Source organism: Streptomyces yangpuensis (assembly GCF_001005295.1).
Lineage (GTDB): Bacteria > Actinomycetota > Actinomycetes > Streptomycetales > Streptomycetaceae > Streptomyces > Streptomyces yangpuensis.
The window spans coordinates 2,083,337-2,102,009 of sequence record NZ_LBMK01000002.1 but is presented as its reverse complement, the minus strand read 5'-3'; the positions used below and the strand labels follow the sequence as shown (position 1 = coordinate 2,102,009).

17 protein-coding genes are annotated in these 18,673 nt (G+C 72.5%); 8 read left to right on the top strand and 9 right to left on the bottom strand.

The window, feature by feature from the left end; all coding sequences use genetic code 11:
- Positions 1-117: 117 nt before the first annotated feature.
- Positions 118-864, bottom strand: a complete 747-nt coding sequence (locus AAT21_RS14685) for a hypothetical protein (RefSeq protein WP_046776977.1) — start codon at positions 862-864, stop codon at positions 118-120.
- Between the two features lie 1,243 nt (positions 865-2,107).
- Between AAT21_RS14685 and AAT21_RS37515 the strand changes: the two genes are divergently transcribed.
- The 3 genes from AAT21_RS37515 (at position 2,108) to AAT21_RS14675 (ending at position 4,007) form a co-directional block, all read left to right on the top strand.
- A complete protein-coding gene (locus tag AAT21_RS37515; protein WP_157879697.1) occupies positions 2,108-2,284 on the top strand; it encodes a hypothetical protein in 177 nt (58 codons plus the stop codon).
- Complete coding sequence (locus AAT21_RS35590) at positions 2,277-3,206, top strand: hypothetical protein (protein ID WP_157879696.1); 930 nt, start codon at positions 2,277-2,279, stop codon at positions 3,204-3,206. The genes AAT21_RS37515 and AAT21_RS35590 overlap by 8 nt, the downstream gene beginning before the upstream one ends.
- A gap of 501 nt (positions 3,207-3,707) precedes the next feature.
- Complete coding sequence (locus AAT21_RS14675; protein WP_046776976.1) at positions 3,708-4,007, top strand: hypothetical protein; 300 nt, start codon at positions 3,708-3,710, stop codon at positions 4,005-4,007.
- Positions 4,008-4,025: 18 nt separating this feature from the next.
- On the opposite strand, the gene AAT21_RS14670 is transcribed toward AAT21_RS14675, so the two are convergent.
- Positions 4,026-5,105, bottom strand: a complete 1,080-nt coding sequence (locus AAT21_RS14670) for a methyltransferase (RefSeq protein WP_046776975.1) — start codon at positions 5,103-5,105, stop codon at positions 4,026-4,028.
- Positions 5,106-5,180: 75 nt separating this feature from the next.
- The gene (locus AAT21_RS14665) at positions 5,181-6,011 is read right to left on the bottom strand and encodes a helix-turn-helix transcriptional regulator (protein ID WP_107081265.1); all 831 of its coding nucleotides are present in this window, start codon (positions 6,009-6,011) and stop codon (positions 5,181-5,183) included.
- 121 nt (positions 6,012-6,132) lie between these two features.
- Between AAT21_RS14665 and AAT21_RS35585 the strand changes: the two genes are divergently transcribed.
- Positions 6,133-6,306, top strand: a complete 174-nt coding sequence (locus tag AAT21_RS35585) for an MBL fold metallo-hydrolase (RefSeq protein ID WP_412180313.1) — start codon at positions 6,133-6,135, stop codon at positions 6,304-6,306.
- A gap of 94 nt (positions 6,307-6,400) precedes the next feature.
- On the opposite strand, the gene tpg is transcribed toward AAT21_RS35585, so the two are convergent.
- Genes tpg through AAT21_RS14650 form a run of 3 tightly spaced genes read right to left on the bottom strand, consistent with a single transcriptional unit; the run spans position 6,401 to position 9,498 of the window.
- Positions 6,401-6,955 carry a telomere-protecting terminal protein Tpg gene (gene tpg / locus AAT21_RS14660; protein ID WP_046776973.1) on the bottom strand — a complete coding sequence of 185 codons (555 nt, stop codon included), beginning with the start codon at positions 6,953-6,955 and terminating at the stop codon, positions 6,401-6,403.
- A gap of 26 nt (positions 6,956-6,981) precedes the next feature.
- Positions 6,982-9,093: a telomere-associated protein Tap gene (gene tap, locus AAT21_RS14655; protein WP_046776972.1), complete on the bottom strand. Its 2,112-nt coding sequence runs from the start codon at positions 9,091-9,093 to the stop codon at positions 6,982-6,984.
- A 24-nt stretch (positions 9,094-9,117) separates the two neighbouring features.
- Positions 9,118-9,498 (bottom strand): hypothetical protein, encoded by a 381-nt coding sequence (locus AAT21_RS14650; RefSeq protein ID WP_046776971.1) that lies wholly within the window; start codon positions 9,496-9,498, stop codon positions 9,118-9,120.
- A 430-nt stretch (positions 9,499-9,928) separates the two neighbouring features.
- Between AAT21_RS14650 and AAT21_RS14645 the strand changes: the two genes are divergently transcribed.
- Positions 9,929-11,572 (top strand): sigma-70 family RNA polymerase sigma factor, encoded by a 1,644-nt coding sequence (locus AAT21_RS14645; protein ID WP_157879695.1) that lies wholly within the window; start codon positions 9,929-9,931, stop codon positions 11,570-11,572.
- Positions 11,573-11,629: 57 nt separating this feature from the next.
- Here AAT21_RS14645 and AAT21_RS14640 read toward each other — a convergent pair whose 3' ends face one another.
- The 3 genes from AAT21_RS14640 to AAT21_RS14630 all read right to left on the bottom strand — a co-directional run bounded on the left by AAT21_RS14640 (position 11,630) and on the right by AAT21_RS14630 (position 15,465).
- Complete coding sequence (locus AAT21_RS14640; protein WP_046776970.1) at positions 11,630-12,529, bottom strand: hypothetical protein; 900 nt, start codon at positions 12,527-12,529, stop codon at positions 11,630-11,632.
- The gene (locus tag AAT21_RS14635) at positions 12,526-13,539 is read right to left on the bottom strand and encodes an SPFH domain-containing protein (RefSeq protein ID WP_046776969.1); all 1,014 of its coding nucleotides are present in this window, start codon (positions 13,537-13,539) and stop codon (positions 12,526-12,528) included. The genes AAT21_RS14640 and AAT21_RS14635 overlap by 4 nt, the downstream gene beginning before the upstream one ends.
- Before the next feature lie 270 nt (positions 13,540-13,809).
- The gene (locus tag AAT21_RS14630; protein WP_079025642.1) at positions 13,810-15,465 is read right to left on the bottom strand and encodes a vWA domain-containing protein; all 1,656 of its coding nucleotides are present in this window, start codon (positions 15,463-15,465) and stop codon (positions 13,810-13,812) included.
- 331 nt (positions 15,466-15,796) lie between these two features.
- On the opposite strand from AAT21_RS14630, the gene AAT21_RS37510 reads away from it, so the two are divergent.
- The 3 genes from AAT21_RS37510 (at position 15,797) to AAT21_RS14620 (ending at position 18,418) form a co-directional block, all read left to right on the top strand.
- Positions 15,797-16,039 carry a hypothetical protein gene (locus tag AAT21_RS37510; protein ID WP_157879694.1) on the top strand — a complete coding sequence of 81 codons (243 nt, stop codon included), beginning with the start codon at positions 15,797-15,799 and terminating at the stop codon, positions 16,037-16,039.
- Positions 16,040-16,241: 202 nt separating this feature from the next.
- Entirely contained in the window at positions 16,242-17,579 is a 1,338-nt protein-coding gene (locus AAT21_RS14625) for a fibronectin type III domain-containing protein (protein ID WP_167350582.1), read from the top strand.
- Positions 17,580-17,671: 92 nt separating this feature from the next.
- Positions 17,672-18,418: a lytic polysaccharide monooxygenase auxiliary activity family 9 protein gene (locus tag AAT21_RS14620; protein WP_046776967.1), complete on the top strand. Its 747-nt coding sequence runs from the start codon at positions 17,672-17,674 to the stop codon at positions 18,416-18,418.
- Positions 18,419-18,673 lie beyond the last annotated feature (255 nt).

Below are 18,673 nucleotides of genomic sequence, written 5' to 3'. Positions count from 1 at the left end.
GACTCCCACGGCAAAGGCGACGCTTCCGAGCAGGCGCGGCCGCGGCGCGTCGCAGACGCCGGGGACAACCGGGTGGCGGCGCGGAGCGGTGCTCCCTTCTCGGGTCAGGTCGCGTGCTCAGGTACGGGTCCTGGGGCCTGGGGCGTGCCTCAGGTGCCTTGGGTGTTTCCTCGCCGGGCTCAGGCGCGCTCTTGCGTGGTCGAAGTGGCATCGGGCTTCGTACAGTCCCTGCGGGCAGCACGGGGGTGAGAGTGCCAGGGAGGGAGTCCGGGTCGTCTCCAGGTACCGGAGGTAGACCGTGTGCCAGCCGGCTGCGTCGTACGGGCGGATGATGACCGGTTCTTCGGCCGCCATGCCCCTGTCGGCCGTGGTGATGAAGGGGAAGCGGTGCCGGGCGGCAGCCACTCTCGGGTCGGTCCACGGCAGGAAGGTGACCGAGGGGTTCACCCACAACCGTGCCACGCCGGCCGCCGCGGTGTCGGTGTCGGTGTCGGTGTCGGTGTCCCATGCCAGGAACTCGTGTTCGGCCAGCCAGGCGGCCTCGCCCCGTACCTCGTTGACGGAGCGCTCCAGTCTTCCGGCGCAGTCGGCGAGGTCGAGGTGGGCGGGTCCGTCGTCCTGCAGGGAGCGGGCGATGAACATCAGCACGTCCGTCGTGAGGGAGCCGTCGGCGGGGCCTGCCGTCGTGCCGACGCCGCCGGCTTGGAGGCGGCGCAGGAAGGGGGCCGCCAGAGTCGCCGGGCCGGTGAGGATGTCCCCGTCGCAGGTGCAGGGGCGGGGGTAGAGGCAGGTGGTCGTGCCTGCACAGCCGTCCGTCCCGGAATCGCTGTGCGGCAGCCGGTCGCAGGACGGTGGCGTGGACATGACCTTTGCGCAGGGTGAAGCCTGTTGTGCGCTGTCAGACATCTCATCTCGTTTCGCGCGGCGGCCGAACCGCCGGCCTGCGGGTCGTGGGCGGTGCCGGGCCGAGATCCTGCTGCGGATCTTTAGCGGCATCGCTTGTGATGGGTTGCGGTGGCGGCGGCGGTGGCGCTCTGCGATCCGGCGCGGAGCGTGATCCGAAATTCAACATTCCGGATTCGCGGCAGGCTTCATGGGAATTCTGCAATCAGATCAACGCATGCCGGCCGTCGGCACAATCCGGCAATGTACAGATTGCCGGGGTTTTTGCCACCTCCTTTTACGCGCAGATTGCCGGGGTTTTAATGGATTCGGCAGCGGCCGTTCGTTCGGTAGCACATTCTGCCGCCCGACACCCGGCCGGGCGTCACGCCGCGGGATCCAGGAGACGGGGGCTTCCGGGGGGTGCGGCGGCCGGGACTCCGAACGGTTCCGCGCCCAGGGGCCGGTGGTACGCAGGCGTCTCCGTCGGCGCCGCGACTGTCCGGTGAGAGCGCCTGAGGGCGTCCACATGGGAGGACAGAACCTGCTCGAAGCGCTGCTGACGTCTCAGTTCAAGGGCGTCCACGCGCCACAGGCCTCCGGTCCCGGATGACATCCAAGCAGTGCAACCTGTGCCCAGTGCAGTGGAAATGAGCACGATCCACAGGAAGAGGTCTCCCACGGCTGACCTTTCGAAGGCTGGAGGTTCGGGGGCGCACATGGCCGGCGCCCTCGGCAGTCGGTGGGCATAACGCAGGGGCATATGCACGGTTGCGTCTTGTCCTCCGGTTGCAGTCATGTGCGCATCCCATCCCTTTGTCGTTTCCGCCTTTCTTCCGATGTTCGGCCGGCGCCGAGGTTTCCCGGAGGCCTCCGGCGTGGAGCCGCGAGGGGCGGGCCGGCGGAGCCGTCACCGCGGCGGCCGGGGCGGGCGCCGTCCGGGCGCCATGCGCCGAGAAAAGGATTCGCCTGCGGCGGGGCTTGCACCGGAACAGGGATGAGCGGCCGGCCGACGCCTATGCATTCACACCATCACCCGGATGGCGCATACCCTCACCAAGATCGGCAGCGTTTACGGAATATGACAACAGCAAAGCCCCCTTCCTTCTCCCCCGGAACTCCCGAAGAAGGAGGGCGAGGAGGCGGCTTTCACACCGGGACCACTCGGATCGGAAAGTGGACTTTCACCCCGCGCCCAGCAGAATCCAGCGGATCCGAGAACGCGATGCTGGAACACGAGAACCAGGAAGTCGAGCTGAGATTCTCGTCCGCGGCCTTTGAGGACTTCCTCCATACGATGAGGAGGATCCAGGCCGAGTTCGAACGGGGGCTGGGAACGGAGAGCGGCAGGCCGGCCCCGGCTTCCGCCGGCGAGCGCTCGGGCGGCTTTGCCCGTGTATGAGCCCCACGAGCACCCCGACCTGCACGGCCCTCAGCCCCAGCAGGACACCACCGTGTTCTGGCGCCGCTCGGACCAGGTGCAGCAGCACACCCCAGGGGACCAGCCCGGATGGGCCCATGAAGTCAATGGGGGGTGGGATCCGGTGGAGGAGCTCGCCGGCCTACTGCAGGAGAGCTCCGCGCCCGGGCCGTTCGGCCGCACCCCTTACGGCGACGCGGTGGGCCCGGCGGGCGGCATGGACCACGTCACGGGGCTGAAGCACGCCGCAGCCGCCGAGGGCCAGCGCAGACAGGCCTCCGGCGGGCACCGCCGGGGTGTGCCGCGGTCGCTGGCGGCGACCCTGCTGCGCACGGGCAGCACGTGCACCGCTGTGCTGGTCGCCGTCATCGCCACCCTGGTGAGCATCCTCAGCGGGCTGGCCATCTGCGACACGCTGCGCCACAGCGCCGGACTGCACACGGCCCGCGGCGTGGTGGGCTGGTGGCCCCTGCTGGTCTACGGCCCCTGGGTGGTCGCTTCCCTGTCCATCCTCAGATCGGCGCTGCACCAGCGCCGCGCGCTTCATTCCTGGTCGATGGTTCTGCTGTTCTCCACTCTGGCCACTCTTCTGTGTGTGGCCCAGGCACCCAGAACTCTCACCGCCGCAATGTCGTCCGCGCTTCCCGCCGTCGCGACGCTGGCCTGCTTCCAGCAGCTGGTCCGTCAGATCACCCTCACACGGCCTCCCCGCCAGGCCGCTCCGAGACACCGGAACCCGCAGAACCATACGCTCAGGCCCGGGCACACCTCCGCGGACTGGGCCGGTCCGGCCGGTCCGGCCGGAGTACCCGGACCGGTCGGCGGCGGCCGTCCCGGGTACTCCGGTGCCGGCAAGAGCGGCCGGCCGTCGTCCAGCGGTCGTGGGCTGGGGTACGGCGCCTAACGGTCGTACGCGGGAGACGGTCCCACGGGCGCAGGCCGACGCCGACGCCGCAGCCCTCGGGCCGGTGATGCGGAGGCGGCCGCGGCACGCTGTGGCCGGCTGTCCGGCAAGAGGCCGTGAGGTCCCGCCGCGCACGCGCCGGGCGCCGGCGGCATCCGATGGCGGGCTGTCGTGGAGCAGGAAGCCTGTGGCAGCCGCTGACTTCCTGGACAACCCGCTCCTTCCCACACGTAAAAGGGTGCCTGCCTGCACCTTTGAAACGAAGATCGAAACCGATAGTCACGGGCTTTGCGCATATCGGGCACGTCTGCGCAACGGCCCCTCATGCTCTGCGCCGCGGCTGCGGCCGCGGCCACGGCCGGGACGGACCGCAGCCCCTCAGCCGGTCCCTCACCCGGTCCCGCACCCGGGGCGCCTCCAGGCGGCCGGACCGAACGGATCCGGGAGCTGGGCGAGCGCCTTCCTTCCACCGCCTCACTCACGATGAAAGGGCCACACAGCATGGCTTACGAACTGACCCGTACCGAACGGATCCGCTACAAGCGGCTCCAGGACGCTGCCTACCAGGCCGGTGAAGAAGCTGTCACCAACCTCAAGACCGCGCTCGCACTCGCAGGTTTGACCCTTCCTTCGCTGTGCAACGACGGCCCGGTGGCCGGCCACGGCTTCGTCCGGCTCGGAGGGTGCAATGCGGCCTTCGCCAATCAGCTCGCCGAGATCATCACCGCCGGGGCCGGGGTCGCTGCCGGGGCGGGGGCCGCTGCCGGGGCCGGGGCCGGGGTCCTGCAGGGCCAACCGTGAACGCGCAGTGGTCCGTGGTCAGTCGGCCTCGGCCACAGCCTCGATCAGGGAATAGGGGGCGGCGTCGGCGAGCGGGGTGACCGACGTGACGCGCAGGTCCGCCCGGCGGCACACCTCCTCGAAGTCCGCGCGGGTGCGTTCCCTGCCGCCGACGTTCACCATCATGTTGAGGTCGCTCAGGTAGGTGCCGGCGTCCTGCGTGCCGACGGCCTCGGGAAGCACGGGCTCCACGATCAGGACCGTGCCGCCGGGTGGCAGCGCCTGGCGGCAGTGGCGCAGGATCGTGGCCGCCCGGGTGTCCGTCCAGTCGTGCAGGATGCTCTTCAGGAGGTACACGTCCGAGCCTTGTGGGACCGACCGGAAGAAGTCCCCGGCCACGAGGGAGCAGCGGTCCTCCAGTCCGTGCCGCGCCAGTGTCCTCGCAGCCTCTGCGAGGCCGTCGGCGGTGTCGAAGACCGTGCCGGCGAGGCCTGGGTGCGCGTCGAGGACGGCGGCCAGGAGGGTGCCGTTGCCTCCGCCGATGTCCGTGACCGTGGTGAACCGGCTGAAGTCGAAGGCTCGCGGCAGGACGGCGGCGGTCTCGGAGGTGACCTGGCTCATCGCCGCGTTGAAGTCCGCGGAGAGCTCGGGGTGCCGGGCGAGATGGCTGAAGAAGTCCGTGCCGAAGACGGAATCGAACGCGATCTCTCCCGTACGGACGCTGTCCTCCAGATGCTCCCAGGCGCGCACGATCGCCGGATCGGTGAACATGCGGACGAACGACGTGAGGGACTCGGGGTGACCGGGGCCGAGAAACGTGCCCGCCGGGGTCACCGAGAACGTGTCGGGGGCGTCTTCCGTGAGGAGGCCCAGGGCGGTCAGGGCGCGCAGCAGGCGTGTCATGGGCTGGTGTGCGGTCCCGGCTCCGGCGGCCAGCTCGGCAGCTGTGCGCGGACCGTCGCCGATCAGTTCCACGACCTCCAGGCGGACCGCCGCCCGCAGGGTGTGCGCGGCCATGCTGCCGAACGCGAGCCGGACGACGAGCTCACGGCCTGCCGCCGTCTGTGCCGCCGCCGTCTGTGCCGCTGCCGTCTGTGCTGCTCGGACCTCGGTGTTCATCACGGTTCTTGCTTCCTTCCTTCGGGTCGGCCGATCACCCATCACCCGTCGCCGATCGGCCTGGGACATGAACGGTCAGGGCTCGGTGGACGCGGTCAGGCCGGCCAGTGCACCGGGGGTGCACCCGGCGAGGGCCTGGATGTCGCGGTGAAGATGGGGCTGGTCGGCGTATCCGCACGCCACGGCGACGTCGCCGGCGCGTTCGCCGGCGAGGAGTGCCCGGGCGGCGTGGTCGAAGCGGACCAGCATGGCGGCGCGCTTGGGGGTCAGGCCGACCTGGGCGGTGAACCTGGCCCGGAGCCGTTTGCGGCTCCATCCGCAGGACGCGGCGAGGTCGCCGACCCGCACCCGGCCGCGGCCGGTCACGATGGCGTCCCAGGCGGCGGCGACCTCGGCCGCCATGGGCGGGGCACCTGCGGCCCTGCGTCTGAGGAATTTGTCCGTGAGCGCGAGGCGTCCCTGCCAGGATGCGGTGTCGGCCAGCTGCTCGCGCAGCAGCCGGGCGTGCCGCCCCCAGAGGTCCTCGAGTCCGGTGACGGAGCCGTCCAGTTCGAGCGGGGACACGCCCAGCAGGGCGTAGGCGGCCCGGGGTGACAGCGCCATCTCGACGCATTCGACGCCCTCGCCGCGGATACGGGCCGGACCGGGCGACAGGGAGGCGACGAGCCCGCTCAGTGGCCGGTGTCCGGAGGGGCTCTCCACCGTGATCGGGCCGGCGCCGAGCCCGATGACGACGATCACGGCGGGTTGCGGCAGCACCTGCATGTCCAGGCTGCTGCCCGTACGGTCCCGGTACCCGGCCATCCGTACGCCGTCGAGAGAGGTTCCGCCCCGCGGGCGGGCGACCTCCCAGCGGTGGTGAGCGGTGCGCTCCGGGGGTACGTCCCCCATGTCGTCTCTGGGCATGCCTCCAGGTTCGCCGGAGTCGCAGGCCCTTGTCTTGGACGAAAGTTCCGCGGCGGGGATGCGTTACGGGGTGGTGGTGAAGGAGCGGCGGTAGGAGCGGGGCGGCACTCCGGACTCGGGCGTGGCCGCTTTCGCCGGTGACCTGTGGTGGCATGCGAACGGCCCGGCGGACGACCCGGTGGCCCCCGACCGTGAGGTGCTGCGCGCCTCCCGGCTCCGGGTGCTGGCCGCCGTGTCCCTGACCGTGCCCGGCCACGGGGGCCCGTTCAGGGCCGACGACACCACGCCGCGCTAGACCCCGGAGCCGGTGGCGTACCGGTGTCCCGCGCTGCTCTCGCATGGGGCTCTTCGTGAACCGAGGCGGTCTGGGGGACCGCATGCGGGCGGGTTCAGAAGGAGACGTCGAAGTAGTCGATGTCGGTGAACTCGACGCGGAGTTGGTCGGCCCGGGTGCCGCCGTCCTTGAAGTAGGTCTCCTGCAGTCCCTCGGCGACGATCGCGCGCAGGTCGCGGTCGGCGGCGCCGCGGGCGCGGGCGTCGAAGAGGCGTTGGGCGTAGGCGGGTGGGAGGTGGACGGTGAGGCGGCGCACGCGGCCGTCGTCGGTGGTGCCGACGGGTGCGGTGTAGCCGAACCGGGCGCGGGTCTCGACGGTGATGCCGGTGCTGGTGGCGGCCTGCTTGCGGCGGCGGCCGCGGACCACGGGCTGCCAGCGGGCGCGTACGGCCTCATCGATGCGGTCCGCGACCGGCCTGGGCGGGGTCTTGCGGTCGCCCTTGCGGTAGCGCTCCACCGACCGCTGGCTGACGCCGATTTCGGCGGCGACGGCGCGGGTGGTCCTGAGCTGTTTCAGCAGGAAGTTGATCCGGCCCTTCAACGTCTTGGGCGGGGCCTTGGTGAAGGCCTCCTGGTCGGCGCGGACGATGGCGTCCTCGATCTCTCCCACAGCGGTTCGGCTCCTCGGCACGGTCTCTATTCGCCGTCGTCGAGGACGGCGTCGCCGCCCTTGATGTGGCGGGCGGGGTTGAGGCCCTTCTCCATCAGGTCGACTGCCCAGGACATTTCCTGCACCCCTTCCGGCTTCGCCAGGCCGGGGGTGGGGCCGAGGCGGAAGCCGCCCATCAGCGGCTTGCCCGGCGCGGCGTACGGGAGGAAGTCCAGCGGGGAGGGGCCGGGTGAGGGGTAGACGACGCAGTCGGAGAGGACCGCGAGGGGGTACAGGCCGGTCAGCTTCACCATGTTGGCGAGTTTGCGGTGCATGTTGACGCGGGCCTTGGAGATGACGGCGGCGCGGATGTCGGGGCGCCAGGTGGGGCGTTGCATGGCGGGCCAGGGGTCGCCGTCGCGGTAGGTGCGGCCCTGGGGGCGTTCGCGGAGCTTGCCGATGCCGCCCTTGACGGTGGCTTTGATCGCGGCGAGGACGGCGGCCATGGCCGGGTCGGTCTGCTGGTGGGCCTGCATCGCGGTGAGGAAGTCGGCGTCGGTGAGGTCGGTGGTGACGCCGAGGTCGGCGAGGGTGTCGAGGTAGGCGGTCTTGAGGCGGTCGTGCCAGGGGTCGAGGTAGGCGCCGGTCTCGCGGCGCAGGTAGGCCTCGACGGGGTGGACGTCGTGGCCGAGTTCCTGGGCGTAGGCGAGGGTGTGGGTCTGGTACCAGGCCGGGCCGGACGGCCGGGTGCCGTCGGGGGTGAACGGGGAGGGCAGGCGGGGGTCGAGGTCGATGTGGGAGAGGTCGGCGAGCCAGGAGCCGGGGATCTTCTTGTTGAAGACGGGCTTGTGGAAGTGGTCGGGGGCGGAGAGGCCGACCGTCAGGCGTGCGGACGCGGCGAGGAAGGCGGTGTTGAGGTCGAGGCCGACCGCGTAGGGCAGCAGGCACTCCTCGTCGGACAGGAGGGCGGGGTCGCGGACCCATTGGTAGGCCTCCTCGTTCAGGAAGCCTCCCGTCCAGCCGGAGCCGACGACGACGGGGTGTTCGGCGATCGCCTCCGGCGGTGCCGGGGCCGGCGGCTGCGAGCCGAGGCTGCCGGGGTTGTGGCCGGACACCCAGGTGCCGTTCTCCTGCACGGCGCGGGTGGGCGGGCGCAGGGCGGTCATCAGCTCCAGGCCGGAGACGGCGGTGGATCCGCGCGGGGTGATGACCCGCTGCGCGTAGACGCCGAGGACGCGGGCGATGTCGGCCGGAGCCATCTCCGCAACGCCCGGCCAGGAGCGGGTGTCGAGGGCGTCCCAGGACAGGATCGCGAGCTGTACGCACTGCCGTGTACTGGCGTCGGTCTTGCGGTAGATGCGCGGCCACGGGCCGAACCCGCGCTGTGTGAGCTGCCACTTCGCCCGGCCGATCTGCTGCACGACCGGGTGGTCCTGCGCCAGGCGCAGCGAGCGGCGCTCCTCGCGGCCTTCGAGGCGTTCGGGGAGTCCGAGTCGCACGGCGGCGGAGGCGGTGAGGACGACGAGGGGGTCGGAGTCCTTGCCGTTGCGGTTGAGGCGCGGGGCGCCGAGGCCGGACTCCTTCAGTGTCCACTCCACCAGTTCGGTGACGGTGGTGGCGGGGCAGTCCAGGACGGTCCCGTTCATGGCGTAGGCGCTGCCGTCGCCGTCCAGGACGGCGAGCGGGCCGTGCGGGAACCGGGGGTCGGCCGGAGTGATGGTGGCAGGTTTCACGGTCTTCTTCGCCGCGGGGCGGCGCGTCGTCGCCGCCGGGCGGGCGGTGGTACGGGGAACGACCGGGCCACCGGGCGCGGGTGACGGGGCTGCCTGGGCGGTGTGTGCCGCTGCCGCCGGGGGTGGGGTGTGCGGCCGCGGTGGGGCGGCGGGGGTGGGGGTGGGGGCCGGGTAGCGCTCGGCCAGGCCTTCGAGGAGGCGGCGGTAGGCCTGGAGGCGTTCGGGTTTCGGCTCGGCGCGTCCTTCCTCCCAGGCCTGGATGCTGGGGATGCGTACGCCGAGGGCCTGGGCGACGGCGGCCTGGGTCAGGCCGGCCGCTTCCCGCAGGCGGACCCGTTCCGCAGGTGCCGGGAGGAGGTGGCCGGCCTCGACGGCGGCGAGGAGGGCGTCGACCGCGGCGAGGGGGTCGGAAGGCTGGCTGGTCATGGGATGGGCGTCTCCTGCCTGGTCTTACCGGATGCCCTGGCGGATCTCTTCGAGGCGGGTCACCAGGCGCTGGTAGCGCTGGGAAGCGGCCTGGGACGACCTCATCCCCTGGTGGCCGGCGATCTCCCGCCATTCCATCCCACGGCGCCGGGCCTCGATGACGACCTGCGCCTCCATCCGGTCGAGTGCCGTCCGCATGCCCTCGAACAGGCCCAGCGCCGCAGCGACGCCCTCGTCCGGGACGGCGTGCCGTCCGGTTCCGTCACGTCCGGCCGCGCCGGCCAGCAGCGTGTCCAGGAAGGCGACGTCCTGTTGCAGCCCCGCCGCGAGAGCCCCGTCGGCCGGGAAGCGGTCCGCGGGGGCGGCGGGTCTGCGGCGGGCTGTGGGCTCGGTGTCGTCCGACATGACACCACCCTAGCCCACTGTGCAAGGAAACAACGTTCCGTTGTTTCCTTGCACAGTGGTGTGGTGGGCGGGCCCAGCCGGTCCGCCGCCTCCACGTCCCGCCCCCTGAAGTCCCGGGGGGGGTGGCGGGATATCGCCGGTGCGACGGTGCCGGCGCGTCCGCAGGGGGGCTGCGGACGGGCCGCAGAGGGGTGCGCACGGCGCCCTTGCCGCTGCCGTGGTGGGCGGATCTTAGCCGCTCTGACCAGGGATTGTCTCCAATGTTGGCGGATCCGGAGCGACAGGCTCTGCTTTCCTTCCTGGCGTTTGCCTGCGGCCCTACGAGCGTGCACACTTGCGCGAATTCCGGTCGGGCGCAGCGTCGCACCCCCATGACGGATGTGCCCGGGACCGACGCCCGGGTCGTCAGCAAGCCACACAGGAGCACGTGTTGAGTAGACCTGGTACCGCCCGTCAGCAGGATCTCCGAGCCCTCAGCGACGGCGAGCTGTGTGCTCTGCTGCGTGGCAACACCTCGGACTCCGGCACGGCGGTCAGGGATGTGATGGACGAGGTGTTCGCCCGTCACCATCCGTCGGTGCTCGCGTACGCCCGTACGTGCTGCCGGGACCTCTCCACTGCTCAGGATCTCGCCGCCGAGGCGTTCGCCCGTACCTACCGGGCCATCGCCTGGGGTGCCGGTCCGGAGTACGCCTGGCGGCCGTACCTGCTGACCTGTGTGCGCCGTCTGGCGGCCGCCTGGGCGCGGGAGGCCTCCCGTACACGGCTGTCGGACGACTTCGAGGAATGGGTCGAGCAGCTCTCCGACGGTGCGGACGCCGAGGACGCCGTCTTCTCGGCGGAGGAGGAATCGCTGGTCCTGCACGCCTACCGGTCGCTGCCGGAGCGCTGGCAGGCCGTGTTGTGGCACTCCGTCGTCGAGCACGAGCCGGCGGCCGAGACCGCGGCGCGCCTGGGGATATCGGCGGGAGGTGTCGGTTCGCTGGCCGCGCGGGCCCGGGAGGGCCTGCGGGAGGCGTACCTGCGCGCTCACCTGGACCGGAGTGCGAGCGATGAGTGCAAGCACTACGGGGGGCAGATCGCCGCCAGGCTGCGCCGGCCGGGCACGCGCCTGACCCGGGACCTCGGCCGCCACCTTCAGGGGTGCGCCGGCTGTGCGCGGGCCGAGCGGGACCTGCGCGACGTCAACGGCCGTCTGGGGGTGCTGCTGCTGGGGGGCATCCTGCTGTGGAACCCCGCCTCGTTCCTGTCGGCCCTGGGCGGGGGCGGTACGCAGCTCGCCGCCTCTGGCGTACTGAGCGGGACGCAGCTCGCCGGGGCCAAGGCCGGTGCGGTGAAGTGGGCCGCTGCGGCAGCCGTGGCGGGCACGGCGGCCACCGTGGTCGTCCTGCTGCCGTCCGACTCCGAGGGCAGGGGGTCCGGGCAGGCCGCGGCTCCCGTCAGTACGTTCGCGGTGCCGCGCGCCCCGCTGCCGGAGGCCACACCGATCTCGGCCATCGGGTCGGCGGCCTACGCCACCGCCCCTGCCACGCCGCCCGCTTCGCCCTCGGCCTCCGTGACCGCTTCGGCGTCCGCCGTGCCGCCTTCTCCGTCGCCGTCGCCGGATCGCACCGGTGCCGGCTCCGCCCTGGTCAATGTGGCCTCGGGGCTGTGCGTCGGCGTGGGCGACGCCACCTCCGGCGGCGGTCCGGTGCAGCTCGAGCCGTGCACCGGGAAGGCGGGGCAGAAGTGGGAGCGGCTGCCCGCCCATCAGCACAACACCTACCAGCTCCGCAACGCGGGAACCGGTGCCTGCCTCGACGGGACCGCCGCCGGCGGGAACGTCGTCGGGGTCACCCTGCGTGCCTGCCGGGCCGGCGGGGACCGGGTGACGCAGCTCTGGCGGTTCGAGCGGGACATGTACCCCGGCGCGTACCGCGTCTGGTTCGTGCCGAAGGTCCCGTACAGCGACTACGCCGACCATCTGCTGGGCCCGCGGAACTGGCCGAAGTCCGACCCGCCGCGTCCGGGGTCGGAGATCGCGCACCTGCCCAACTACTACAACTCGGTCAGCCTGCTCTTCGCCCTGAGGTGAGCGTCCGGGGTGCGCGCCGTGCGTCCCCCGTGGTGGGGGCGTGCGGTCGTCCGGAGGTCAGGCCACCAGGTGCAGGGATGTCTCCGCGATGCCCAGCCGGACGCTCTGACCCCAGGTCAGTTCCAGGGCGTCGGACTCCATTCCGTCGCCGAAGACCACGATCCGGTCCGATTCCACGGTCAGCCGCAGTCCTTGTCCGCGTCCGAGTTCGCCGGTGACCCTGCTCGTTCCGGTCGCGGGTGAGGGCCAGGCTTCGCGAACGAACCACAGGAGCCGTTCCTCGCAGGGTGCGGGCAGGGCCGCGGTGCTGCCGCGCTCCAGCCAGAGGGAGCGCAGCCAGCCGGTGGCGCCCGTGCCGGTGCCCACCAGGACCCCGGAGGATGCCTGGGCCTCGCCCTGGCCGCTCTCGCCGTCGGGGCCCAGGCGGTAGCGGGCCGTCTGGTGGCCGGGCGGGCCCAGGTAGATCTCGTTCAGGGCGAGGAGGCGCTGGGCGTCGTCGGCGACGGCCTCGACCATGGTGAGTTCGTCCGTCCGGCCGCCGGGCGTGGTGGCGGCGCGCAGCAGGGCGGCCGCGTCGGTGCGGCGGTGGCGGACCAGGACCCCGGGGTTGCGTCCCGGGTCGGTGTCGATGCCCACCACCGGCTGTCCGTGGAGGTATTTCGCGGTGTTGGCGACCAGGCCGTCCTGGCCGACCACGACGACCACGTCCTCCGGGGCGAAGAGGAAGCGGTCGAGGTCGGCGCGTTCCACCCGGGAGTTGCGCCAGGTCAGCGGCACCGCCGCCGCCACGTCGCGCAGCGCCTGGCGGGTGCGGTCGTGGCGGCGGACCACCTCGTCGATCGTGCGGCCGCGGCTGGAGAGGAAGAAGGCGGCCTGCCCGTGCGTTCCGTGCCGGGCGAGGAGTTCCTCGTACTCGGTCCTGCGGTGCACGATCACCGCGCGCGGGGCCAGGCTCACGCGCCCGCTCCCCCGTCCGGGCGGCCGAGGCGGGGGAGGAGGGAGGTGAGGACGTCGGGGGAAAGGGTGAGGCTCTCGATCCGCGGCAGGTTCTCCGCCAGGCGGGTCGTGGCCAGGGCGTGCAGGGTGTCCGGGTGGGTTTCGCCGTGCACGCGCAGCCAGGCGGCCTGGGCCTCGGCGCGTGCGGCGCCGGTCTCGCGGGCCGCTTCGGCCTCCGCGCGGGCGAGGCGGACCTTGCGGGCGGCTTCGGCGTCGGTCCGTACGCTGTCCGCGGCCGCCTGTTCCTCGGCTTCGCGGCGGGTGTTGATGCCTCGCTGGTCGACCAGTTGTTCCTCGCGTCGGGCCAGTTCGATCTGGCTGGCCAGCTCGTTCTCGGCGATGGCGCGTTCACGCTCGACGGCGACGGCCCTGCGTTCGTAGGTGGCCCGGTCCGCTTCCTGCTGGATCTGCTCGCGGGCGGGGGTGCGCAGGGCGCGTTCCACCTCGGCCTCGGGGCGGATCGCGACGACGCGTACGGCCACCACCTCGATGCCGGTGGCCGGGAGTCTGGGTTCGGCGGCGAGGCCGTCGGCGGCCCGCTGCCGTACGGAGGCGACGCCGTCGACCAGGGCGTCGGCGAGCGGGATGCGGGCCAGGACGTCCAGGGCGTGCTGCTGCGCGGTCTCGGTGAGGAGGGTGGTGATCTGCTCCAGGGGGGCGCCGCGCCAGCTTCCGGTGTCCGGGTCGACGGAGAAGTCGAGGCGCTCGGCGGCCTGGGCCGGGTCGCTGATCCGGTAGGTGACGGTGGCCTGCACGGTGACGTCCTGGAAGTCGGCCGTGCGGGCGTGGAAGGCCATGGCCAGTTCCCGGTCGTCGACGGGCACTTCGGACAGGGCCGCCGACAGGGACCGGTACCAGAAGCTGAGGCCCCGGCCGTCGTGGACGAGCCGGCCGCGCTTGTGGTGGCGGATGTGGGCGGTGGGCGCGGAGCGCAGATGGCGCCAGCCCAGGCGCCGGGTGATGTCGGCCATGGCGAACCCCCTTCATTTCGTCAAGGCGACGATAACGGGAGCTCTTCATATCGTCAAGGTGACGAGAAAATCCGCCGGGCGGCGTGGACACCCACGCCCCCGGCGCCAACGCCCGGCGTACGGCCGCCGGTTCACGGACCGGGGCGGGGGCGGGGCCGGGGCGGCCAGGGCGGCCAGGGCGGCGAGGGCGGCGAGGGCGGCGAGGGCGGCGAGGCCGAACTGCTCCCCGTACCTGCCGCACTCCCCGAGCTCCCCCGTACTCCCCGTACGTCAGCCCAGCAGGCGGCGGGCCTGCCGTACCGCTTCGGACAGTTGCCGGACCTCGGGGTCCTCGGTCCGCTCGGCCAGCCGGCCGGTGATCTCCGACAGCCGGCCCAGACCGACCGCGCCCGGCACGGCCTCCCAGCCGCCGTCCCGCTCGCGCAGCGACGAGGCCAGGTACGCCGCCGCGGCCGTGACCTGGAAGCGGGGCGCGGCCTGCTCCCAGCCTCCGCCGGTCAGCGCGGAGGCCTCCACCCGGCCGGACTCCTCGTGCGGGGCGCGGCCGTCGGGGTCGAGCCACCGGACGGTGGCGGTGGCCACGTGTCCGGACGCGCCCGGCCTCAGCCGCACCGCGTACAGCGCGGTGACCGTGTGGCCCGGGCCGACCTCGCCGCCGTCGACGGAGTCGTCGCGGAAGGAGTCGTCGGCCACGCGCCGGTTGTCGTAGCCGATGAGCCGGAACCGTTCGACGTTGCGCGGGTCGAAGGAGACCTGGGCCTTGGCGTCGCGGGCGCGCAGTTCGACCTGTGCGGGCAGTTCGTCGCAGAAGACCCTGCGGGCCTCCTCCGGGTCGGAGACGTAGACGGTGTGGCCGTCGCCCTTGTCGACCAGCCGTTCCATGAAGGAGTCGTTGTAGTCGCTGCCCACGCCGACCCCGAAGAGGGTGATGCCGTGGTCGCGGCGGGCGCCGTCGATCTGCTGCAGCAGGGCGTCGGCGGAGGTGGTGCCGGTGTTGGCGAGGGCGTCGGACAGCAGGACGACGCGGTTGGTGGCGCCGGCCCGGCGGCCCTCGACGGCGGTGTCGTAGCCGCGGGTGATGCCGGCCTCCACGTTGGTGGAGTCGGTGGGGCGCAGCCGGTCGACGGCCTGGTGCACCCGTTGGCGGTTGCCGTCCAGTCGGGTCATCGGGAGCCGGGTCTCGGCCTTGTCGCTGAAGGCGACGAGGGCGACGGAGTCGTCGTCGCGGAGCCGGTCGGTCATCAGGTCCAGGGAGGTGCGGACGAGGTCGAGGCGGCCGGGCTCGGCCATCGAGCCGGAGATGTCGACGACGAAGGTGAGGGCGGCGGGCGGGCGCCGGTCCTGGCCGGAGCCGGCCCGGGTGGCGAGTCCGACGCGCATCAGGGACCAGCCGGCGGCGTCGGTGCGGGCGCCGTCGACGGTCACGGAGAAGCCGTTGCCGTCCGGCTGGCGGTAGTCCTGGCGGAAGCTGTTGACGAACTCCTCCGGGCGGACGGTCCCGGGGTCGGGAAGTCTGCCGTCGGCGAGGGTGCGGCGGGCGTAGCCCCAGCTCGCGGTGTCCACGTCGAGGGCGAAGGTGGAGAGGTAGTCCGGGGGCGGTGCCTGGGTGCGGCGGCCGTCGTCCTCGCCCTCCGCCGTGCCGTCGGCCCGGTCGGCGGTGCCGGGAGCGCCCTGGGCGGTGCCGCCGGGCGCGGGGGCGGAGTTGCCGCCGCGGGGGCGCCGGGTGTCCTCCTGGGCGGTGCTGCTGCGGTCGTGGCCGCTGCCGGAGCCGCTGCACCCGGAGAGCAGTACCGCCCCGGCGGCGAGGACGGCGAGCAGGGCCGGTCCCGCCGGGCGGCGGTTGCGGTTGCGGCCGCGAGCGCGGTCGCGGTCGTGGCCGCGCTCGCGGTCGTGGCCGCCGTCGCGGCTGGGCGTGCGCAACGTCATGGTGTCCCCCTTCGGACGGTGGGTCTCTGCGAATGTGACGTCCGAGGCAGGGAGTTGGAGCCGACGGGGGTGCTGCGAACGCGTCTCGAAAGGACAACGGCAGGCGGAACGTCAAGCTCTGGCGGAGATCAGGACACGATGGTGTCGCGGAGGGCAACCCCGGCGGAGCGCCGAGCGGCCCGGAGAGGCGGCGCAGGCACGACCCCGCGTGCCGGTCCCCCGGGCCCGGTCAGCCGAGGACGAGGGAGCCGCCGGCCGCCGTCCCGTCGGGGGCGCGGTCTCCTCCCGGCGGGATGTGCCGGGTCCGGCATGGGCGGCCGATCATCCGCGCATGAGAACAGAGGTTCAGATCTTCGCCGCCGACGGCCCGCTGCCCGACCGGGACTCCGCCGAGGACGAGATCGACAGACGATGCCTGCAGCTGGACGCGATCACCGGGCCGTCACCACGCAGGAGGCCCACGCGCCGGCCTCCTGCTTCGGACCGGACGACTGCTACGGGACGAGACCTCCGGCTGATCGTTTGCGAACCGGACCGGACCCCCGCGCACGACTCGGGCGGGAACGGAGCGTGATCTTCGGTTTCCGTAGGGTCGAGGGGTGCGGGCAAGGGATCAAGGGCGCCCTATCCGGACCTTAAGGGACGGATAACAGCGGGTGCGGAGGGCCTCGGAGGGCCGTTCGGGCCGTGAACCGCACTTAGGGTCACCGGTGTTGACCGAGGCACTTTCGATGCCGCCGCTGCACCGGCGGATCGGCTTTACCAAGAGGTTTCTGATGTCCCGAAAGCGAATTGCCCTGGCCTGTGCGGCCGTGGTCGTCGGGGTCGGCTCCGTCGTCATCCCCGTCGCCGCCAATGCGGGAGAGGAGAAGGACGGCCTCGGCGCCGCCTGCCGCGTCGCGGACCAGGCCACCGTGTGGTGGGCGTCCGGCGAGGTCTCCCTGACCAACAAGGGGGACCGGCCCGTACGGGACTGGACCGCCGAGTTCGACGTGTCGCAGGGGCAGGTCACCCTCGACAACCCCTGGGCGTACGAGCTGCGCCAGGACGGCAAGCACGTCACCGTCAAGCCGGTCGCCGACCGCGCCGACGTGGCCGCCGGGGGCAGCCGGACCGTCAAGGTCGGGATCAACCCCGCCGGCAAGGGCCTGCCCAAGATCACCGGATGCCGTGTGAACGGCGCGTCGGGCAACGGGGGCGACAGCGGCACGAACACGGCCGTGCCCGCCGACAGCGGTTCCTTCGTCAAGGACGACACCGCCGTCCACCTGATGTGGAAGCCGCCCGCGGGCGGGGCCGAGGTCGTGCGCTACGAACTCTTCCAGAACGGCAAGCAGGTCAAGACCGTCAAGGACACGATGACGGACATCGAGCGGCTGGCCCCCGCCACCCGCTACGCGTTCAAGGTCCGCGCCGTCCGCGCCGACGGCCGCACCACCGGCTTCAGCAAGGACATCGTGCTCACCACGCTCGCGGCGCCCGGCCAGGACAAGGCGAAGCCGGTCGTCCCCGCGGACCTGGAGGCGACGGCCTCCGGCCCGTACCAGGCCGCGCTGCGCTGGCGTGCGGCGACCGACGACGTCGCGGTCACCGGCTACCGGATCTACCGCAACGGGGTGAAGGTCCAGGACGCGGACGCCAAGGCCACCTCGGCCACCGTCTCCGGCCTGACCGCGAGCACCGCCTACCGCTTCAAGGTGACCGCCGTCGACGCCTCCGGGAAGGAGTCCGAACCGACCCGCGAAGCGCAGGTGACGACGACCGCGGCTCCCGACGGCGGTGGCGGCACCGCCTCCCCCGGCGACTTCGCCGCCACCACCGCCACGAAGCAGGACGGCGGTGTCACCCAGCACTACCTGAACCTCACCTGGTCCGTGCCGCAGGGCGTCGGCCAGATCACCACCTACCAGGTCTACCTGAACGGCAAGCCCGCCCAGACCTTCATGTGGGGCACCGGCGACCCGGTCCTGCCGGTGCCGGCGACGAAGGGTTCGCGCGAGGTGCTCGTCGGCGCCCACCCCGGCTCGACGTACGCCGTGAAGATCCGGGCGCGGCTCGGCGACGGCACGTGGGGGGCGTTCTCCCGCGAGGTGAGCGTGCGGACGGGCGGCTGACCCGGCGGCCGACCGCCCACCCGCACGCCTGCCCACCCACACGCCTGGCCGCCCGACCGGCCCCAGACCCCATGACCAGGAGCGTCCCCCTCATGAGTACGACCCGTCCCGCCGCCACGGCTTCCCCCGACGCGGTACGGCCCCCGGCCCGCCGCGCCGCCCTCCTGCGCCTGACCGCGCTCGTGGCCCTTCCCCTCGCCGTGACCACCCTCGGCTCGGCACCGGCCTCCGCACACGGCTCCACCGCCGATCCGGTGAGCCGCAGCGTGGCCTGCACCAAGAACCCGAAGGCGAGTGAGGCCTGCCGGCTGGCCCTCGCCCAGAGCCCCGGCATCCCCGGCGACTGGAAGTCGATCGTGCAGGGCCGCGCCATCGACCACAGCACCCCGACCTCCTCCCCGCAGCACCGCGCCCGCATAGCCGACGGCAAGCTGTGCAGCGCCGGCAACGCGCAGTTCTCCGGCCTGGACCTGGCGCGGGACGACTTCCCCTCGACGACGCTGCCCGGCGGCGCCGAGTACGACCTGCGCTACGACATCAGCGCGCTGCACAACCCGTACCGCATGGAGATGTACGTCACCAAGGACGGCTACGACCCGAAGAAGCCGCTGAAGTGGTCCGACCTGGAGGACACTCCGTTCCTCAGCGCCGACAACACCGCGGCCACGGCGGCCCCTTCGGGCTTCCTCGGCGCGAAGGCGTTCACGTTCAAGGCGGTGCTCCCCGAGAAGAAGGGCAAGCACCTGATCTACACGATCTGGCACGGGCTGAAGCGGCCCGACGGCTCCTTCCAGAGCGAGGAGGCCTTCTACTCCTGCTCGGACGTCACCTTCAAGTAGGCGGACACACCCCGGCAGTCCCCCGTCCCCTCCCCCTTCCGTCCCCTCCGCCGCCCCCGAGCCGGGACCCCCTTCCCCGGCTCGGGGGCACCCCTTCTAGTGCTGTGACCGGAAAGGTTTGCCGGGTCGCGGTGTCCGGTGCGGTGCATCGCAAGGCGGAGGGCCACGTCTCGTACTGGNGACGTACTTGCGTGGTCCGACAACGCGGCGAGGTGCCGTGCCGGGCGCCGTGACCCGGTGAACCTTTCCGGTCAC

Bases quoted from the DNA above. Each gene is read 5' to 3' on its own strand.
- AAT21_RS14685 (WP_046776977.1), bottom strand. From the start codon at position 864: ATGTCCACGCCACCGTCCTGCGACCGGCTGCCGCACAGCGATTCCGGG.
- AAT21_RS37515 (WP_157879697.1), top strand. From the start codon at position 2,108: ATGCTGGAACACGAGAACCAGGAAGTCGAGCTGAGATTCTCGTCCGCG.
- AAT21_RS14675 (WP_046776976.1), top strand. From the start codon at position 3,708: ATGGCTTACGAACTGACCCGTACCGAACGGATCCGCTACAAGCGGCTC.
- AAT21_RS14670 (WP_046776975.1), bottom strand. From the start codon at position 5,105: ATGAACACCGAGGTCCGAGCAGCACAGACGGCAGCGGCACAGACGGCG.
- AAT21_RS14665 (WP_107081265.1), bottom strand. From the start codon at position 6,011: ATGCCCAGAGACGACATGGGGGACGTACCCCCGGAGCGCACCGCTCAC.
- tap (WP_046776972.1), bottom strand. From the start codon at position 9,093: ATGACCAGCCAGCCTTCCGACCCCCTCGCCGCGGTCGACGCCCTCCTC.
- AAT21_RS14650 (WP_046776971.1), bottom strand. From the start codon at position 9,498: ATGTCGGACGACACCGAGCCCACAGCCCGCCGCAGACCCGCCGCCCCC.
- AAT21_RS14635 (WP_046776969.1), bottom strand. From the start codon at position 13,539: ATGGCCGACATCACCCGGCGCCTGGGCTGGCGCCATCTGCGCTCCGCG.
- AAT21_RS14630 (WP_079025642.1), bottom strand. From the start codon at position 15,465: ATGACGTTGCGCACGCCCAGCCGCGACGGCGGCCACGACCGCGAGCGC.
- AAT21_RS37510 (WP_157879694.1), top strand. From the start codon at position 15,797: ATGAGAACAGAGGTTCAGATCTTCGCCGCCGACGGCCCGCTGCCCGAC.
- AAT21_RS14625 (WP_167350582.1), top strand. From the start codon at position 16,242: ATGTCCCGAAAGCGAATTGCCCTGGCCTGTGCGGCCGTGGTCGTCGGG.
- AAT21_RS14620 (WP_046776967.1), top strand. From the start codon at position 17,672: ATGAGTACGACCCGTCCCGCCGCCACGGCTTCCCCCGACGCGGTACGG.